At 61.5% G+C, this 5,219-nt stretch carries 3 protein-coding genes; 1 reads left to right on the top strand and 2 read right to left on the bottom strand.

What is annotated here, in order from left to right:
* Positions 1 to 332 (top strand): zinc-binding dehydrogenase (locus tag WCA53_RS21645; protein ID WP_423915458.1); only part of this gene is annotated, 332 nt, incomplete at its 5' end.
* 22 nt (positions 333 to 354) lie between these two features.
* Here WCA53_RS21645 and WCA53_RS21640 read toward each other — a convergent pair.
* Positions 355 to 1,560 (bottom strand): PepSY-associated TM helix domain-containing protein, encoded by a 1,206-nt coding sequence (locus WCA53_RS21640; protein ID WP_423915461.1) that lies wholly within the window; start codon positions 1,558 to 1,560, stop codon positions 355 to 357.
* 354 nt (positions 1,561 to 1,914) lie between these two features.
* On the bottom strand, positions 1,915 to 5,184 hold the full coding sequence (locus tag WCA53_RS21635) for a PAS domain S-box protein (protein WP_423915456.1): 3,270 nt from the start codon (positions 5,182 to 5,184) through the stop codon (positions 1,915 to 1,917).
* Positions 5,185 to 5,219: the final 35 nt, after the last annotated feature.

Here is a 5,219-nt window from a genome sequence, read left to right as displayed (position 1 = left end):
CCGTCGGCGGTGCGACGCTTGATGCATCGTTTGCAGCGGTGAAGCATTTCGGCCACGTAGTGAGCGCGTTGGGGTGGGGCACGCATGCGTTAGCGCCCTTGTCGTTTCGCGAGGCAAGCTACTCGGGCGTGTTCACGCTGTATCCGCTGCTTAGCGGCAAACATCGCGCCCACCACGCCGCGATGCTGCGCGAAGCCACACGCCTCGCGGACGCTGGCAAGCTCACGCCAAAACTCGATGGCCGCCGCTTCGATTTGAGTTCGGCGGAACTCGCCTATGACGCAATCACGACCGCCACGGCGCAAGGGAAAATCGTGGTGGACGTTGCTTGAGTGGGCATGGGCATCGCCGTCGTTATGCTGCCGCCTCGCGCACGCGACGGGCCGCGGTCCGCCGCGCCTTCCACTTCTTCATCCAGATCAGCAAGCCGGTCGCACTCAGGATCGCGATCACCACACCCATGGCGCTCACCATGATCCGTCCAGGCAGGCCAAGAATACGGCCGGAATGAAGGGGAAACTGAGCTTGCAAGAACACGTCGCCGGCACTTCCCTGGCCGGGTATCGAGTCGCCGATTTCCTTTCCGGTCACTGCGTCCCAATAGGTCCAGGCGTTACCCAACTTGCCGTCGGCGGCCTCCCCGCCCGGCCCGAAGTAGCCGACGCCGTAGACATGCAGCGATGACATATAAAACGTGGCGCCCGGCGCTTCATCGATATTCAATCTTCCCCGCAACTGCCCCGCCAGTTCCACAATGCGCTCCCGGCTCAATTCGACCGTACCGGGCTTCACCGCAGGCAGCAAACGGGGGTCGGTCAGCGGCGCGGGCGCAAGCTTCGAGAACAGCGCCACGACTGGACGCACCACCGGCGTTCCAAGGTTCATCGACACGGAGGTCAGCGCGATAACCGCCAGCAAACCCCAGACCCAGACGCCGCCCGAGCGGTGCAGGTCGAACGTCAATGGGTAGCCGCCACGCCGCACGCGAAACGCCAGCGATTTGCGCCACGCTTTGAAACTTGGGAACGACAATGCCAGCGCAATCACGCTGTCGACCAGCCACACGATCGAGACAACGCCCAGCAGCCACACGCCAATCTCGATCCCGCTCGCGGTGGCCGGAAGGTGCAGCGTGAAATGCAGTTCGTAGATGAAAGGCAGCAGGTTCAGACGCTTCACCGAGAACGCCCCCCACTCGCGGCGTGCCTGGATTGAGCCGGTCGCCGGATCGATGGCAACTTGATTGAAGCCGAGATCATAGGGTTGATTCGTCGCGGGATTTAGCCGGCCTTCGACCCTTGCTAGTAACGTGTGGCCCGGCTCGACCGCAAGCGGCAAATAAGTGATGCGCAGGCGCGGGTCGGCCGCCTCCACGCGATTGGCAAGTTCGAGCGACGATAGCGCCGGCGCAGTGGCACGGGCGTAGTAGAACCCGGGGTTCAGCAACGTATCGAGTTCAACATTCCACGCGATGATGGCGCCGGTCGTGCCGGACAAAAACAGGAACGCGGCAATTCCAATTCCGAACCACCGATGAAGACGGACCAGCACAGGTCTCATGTCACCATCCGAGAGCGCACGCAGCGCATCGGCCGGCATTGGCATGCGGGAGCGGCGGCTGCAGTGGACGAAGCATGATCGGCGAAGAAGCGCAACGCGCGAGCGTCGGGGTGATTCAACATTTTTTTAGTACAGCTACATATGGGCACGCGTGGAGCAAAAACCGGGTTCAGATGGCCTACTGAACGGGAGGCGCAAAAGAACAAGCTTCGCCATGTTAATGCAAATCATTCGCATTAACAAATGTTTCTCGCTATTTTTATGGATGGGGTCGGGTTGCGGCCCGGCCTGACCGACGATTCCAGGGGACCGGCCTCTAGAGCCGCCGCCCCGTCGCCGTTGAACATGCGCGGGTTATCTCGCGACCGCGAGCACCGCCAGCAAGCTTGGCAGGTCATAGGGCTTGCGCAGGACACGGTATCCGGGCACGTCCGAGACATGTTGCTCTCCCGTTGCGAACACAACGCCTATGTGCTCGCGCATCGCCCGGGCGCGCTTCGCGAGTTCCTCTCCGGACAGGCCGGGCAAGTGGACATCCGTGATGAGCAGATCGACATAGTTGGTTTCGAGAATGACTAATGCCGATGCGGCGTCCGCCGCTTCGACCACCGTATGCCCCATTTCCCGTAGCAGCTCACAGGTAGCCGATCTAATCAGGTCGTCATCCTCCACGAACAGGATGGAAAGAGGCCGTGCCGGGGAAAGGCCATTGCCCGACCTGTCGTATGCGCTGACCGCACCCATCGCACTGACCGCACTAACCGCACTAAGCGCCAATGGCATGGAAGCGATCCGCTGCCCGTGATTGGACAGTACCTGCCGGATCTTTCGCGCGAGCGCTTCACGCGTGTAGGGTTTGCCAAGCAATGCGACGCCCGCATCCAGACGCCCGCCATGGACGATCGCATTTTCCGTGTAGCCCGACGTAAATAGCACCTCCATGTTCGGCAACCGCTCTCGCGCACGGCGAGCCAACTCAGGACTTCGCAGGGTACCGGGCATGACCACGTCGGTGAAAAGCAGGTCGACGGGAATCCCGCTCTCGATAATGGCGAGAGCGCTAGCGGCGTCGTCAGCCTTTAGCACGCAGTACCCCAGACCTATCAGCATCTCCATCACGGTGGCCCGGACACCGTCATCATCTTCCACGACAAGAATGGTCTCCGCCCCGCCGACCAACGGAGTGATCTCAAGCGGCGGCGCCGCGTCCTCCTCGTCGTGTGTGCGTGGCAGATAGAGCTTGACGGTCGTACCGTACCCCGGCTCGGTGTAGATCTTGAGATGGCCGCCGGACTGCTTGACGAAACCGTAGACCATGGAGAGCCCGAGTCCCGAACCCTTGCCTTCGGGCTTGGTCGAGAAGAACGGTTCGTACGCCTGAGCCAATACGTCCGGCGCCATTCCGCACCCCGTGTCCGTCACGGCCAGCATCACGTATTGACCCGGCACCACATCGGAGTGGCCGCGCGCGTAGTCGTCGTCGAGCAACGCGTTGCCCGCTTCGACAGTCAGCTTGCCCGTGCCATCCATTGCATCCCGTGCGTTGATTGCAAGATTGAGAAGCGCGTTTTCGATTTGCGTCGGGTCCGCAAAGGTATTCCACAAGCTTGCGGAAACGACCGTCTCGATCTCGACAGCTTCGCCCAAGGTGCGGCGTAGCATGTCTTCCATGCCAAGGATAAGTCGTCCAATCTTTAGCGTCTTCGGCTCAAGCGCCTGACGGCGTCCGAACGCGAGAAGCTGGCTAGCCAGCTTCGCTCCCCGGTTCACCCCCCCGAGTGCATTGGTGAGCCGCCGCTCAGCCCGATCGTTGCCGGCCACATCCGTTTCAAGGAGTTGCAGGTTTCCAGAGATCACCTGTAGCAGATTGTTGAAATCGTGGGCCACGCCGCCAGTCAGTTTGCCGATCGTCTCCAGCTTCTGCGATTGCTGCAGCGCGAGTTCGGTGCGTCGAAGCGCTTCGGCCGCCTCGCGATCGGCGGTGATATCGCGGCCTACTGCGTGAATGAACCGCTCGTCGGGAACCGCAGTCCACGACAGCGTCACATAGGCGCCATCACGACGCTGGCACCGGTTCACAAACTTGAAAGTACGCACGCCACGGCTCAGCGCGTCCACTTCGACAAGCGTATCCGCGCGATCGGCCGGATGCACCATCTCCATGAAGGACCGGCCAAGCAGCTCGTGTTCTTCCCATCCGAGCAACTGCGTCCACGCCGGATTGACCGCGACGATGATTGCATTGAAATTGGCAACCAGCATGATGTCGGTCGACAAGCGCCACATCCGGTCGCGGTCGTGAATGCTTTCTATAACCTGCTGTTCCAGTGTCTTGTTCAGCCGTTCGAGCGCGCGGGCAGTAGACTTCTGGTCTTCAATATCGGTGTTCGTGCCGATCCAGCTAGCTATGCCGCCGGCCTTGTCACGAATAGGCAGTGCCCGCCCAATGTGCCATCGATACACGCCGTCGGCCCGCCTGACGCGAAACTCGGATTCGTAGGTCGAGCCGGTATCGACGGCATGGCGCCATCGCCTCGCCGCGTCAGGGAAGTCTTCAGGGTGCACGATCCTGGCCCAGCCCGCGCCGTCCAGAGTCCCCCTTGCCGCGCCGCTGTAGTCGTACACCTGGTCGTTGAACCAGTTGAGCTGGCCATCGCGTTGCGCGGCCCAGACCTGGTTCGGCATCACTTGTGCGAAGGTACGGAATTTCTCCTCGCTAGCATGCATCGATTGTTCGGCGTGCAAACGGTCGGTAATGTCCGTGCCCTGCACGAAAATACCGATGACGTCGCCCTCTTCGTTTCGCACAGGCTGATAGACAAGGTCGACGAAACGCTCCTCTGAAGACGCATCGGAACGACGCTTGAACGTGATTGCATGAGCATTGCCGGCGAAAGGCGTTCCGGAGCGATAAACCTCGTCGAGCAATTCGAAGAAACCTTGTCCTTCAAGTTCCGGCAGCGCTTCGCGAACGGTCTTGCCGAGCACGTTCCTGGCGCCGACCAGTTGCTCGTAGGCCGCGTTCGCCAACTCGAATACATGATCGCGGCCAGTCAGCATGGCCATGAAACCCGGGGCCTGCTCGAACATTCGCCGCAAGCGCTCGCGCTCGCCCCTCAGCCAACGTTGCGCGCGTACTTTCGCCGTGGTCTCCACGACGATCGCGATCACCGCTACGGGCACGCCCCGCTCGTCGATGATCGGCGAGTAGTCGAGATTCATCCAGACCTGCTCGGCGACACCATTGCGGTACAGCGTCAGTTCCTGGTCCTCGTAGCGAAGCGTGCGACCGGACAGTCCGACTTTCATCACATGGTCGTTGAACGCGGCGACCTCGACCCACCCCTCGCGGACCTTCGAACCAAACAGGCGGGGATGCCGCCCACCCGCGAAACGGGAATACGCGTCGTTGTAGATCATCACGCCGTCTTCGCCCCAAAGCGTCACGATTGGCACGGGCGAACGCAGGATCAGGGCGACCGTGCCCGTCAGCGTCGGCGACCAAAGGTGCAAGGGTCCGAGCGGTGACGACGACCAATCCATGGCCGCGATGAGGGTTGCGGCTTCGCCACCCCCGGCGAGAAACGCGGGAATTGAAGGGTCGGCCGGATTTATATCGTTCATGTGCGCGCGTTGGGGGTACTTGGTCCGCTTGCCTC

This window comes from Caballeronia sp., assembly GCF_049581465.1.
Lineage (GTDB): Bacteria > Pseudomonadota > Gammaproteobacteria > Burkholderiales > Burkholderiaceae > Caballeronia.
The sequence above is the reverse complement of the archived record's forward strand: the minus strand, read 5'-3'. Positions and strand labels throughout refer to the sequence as shown.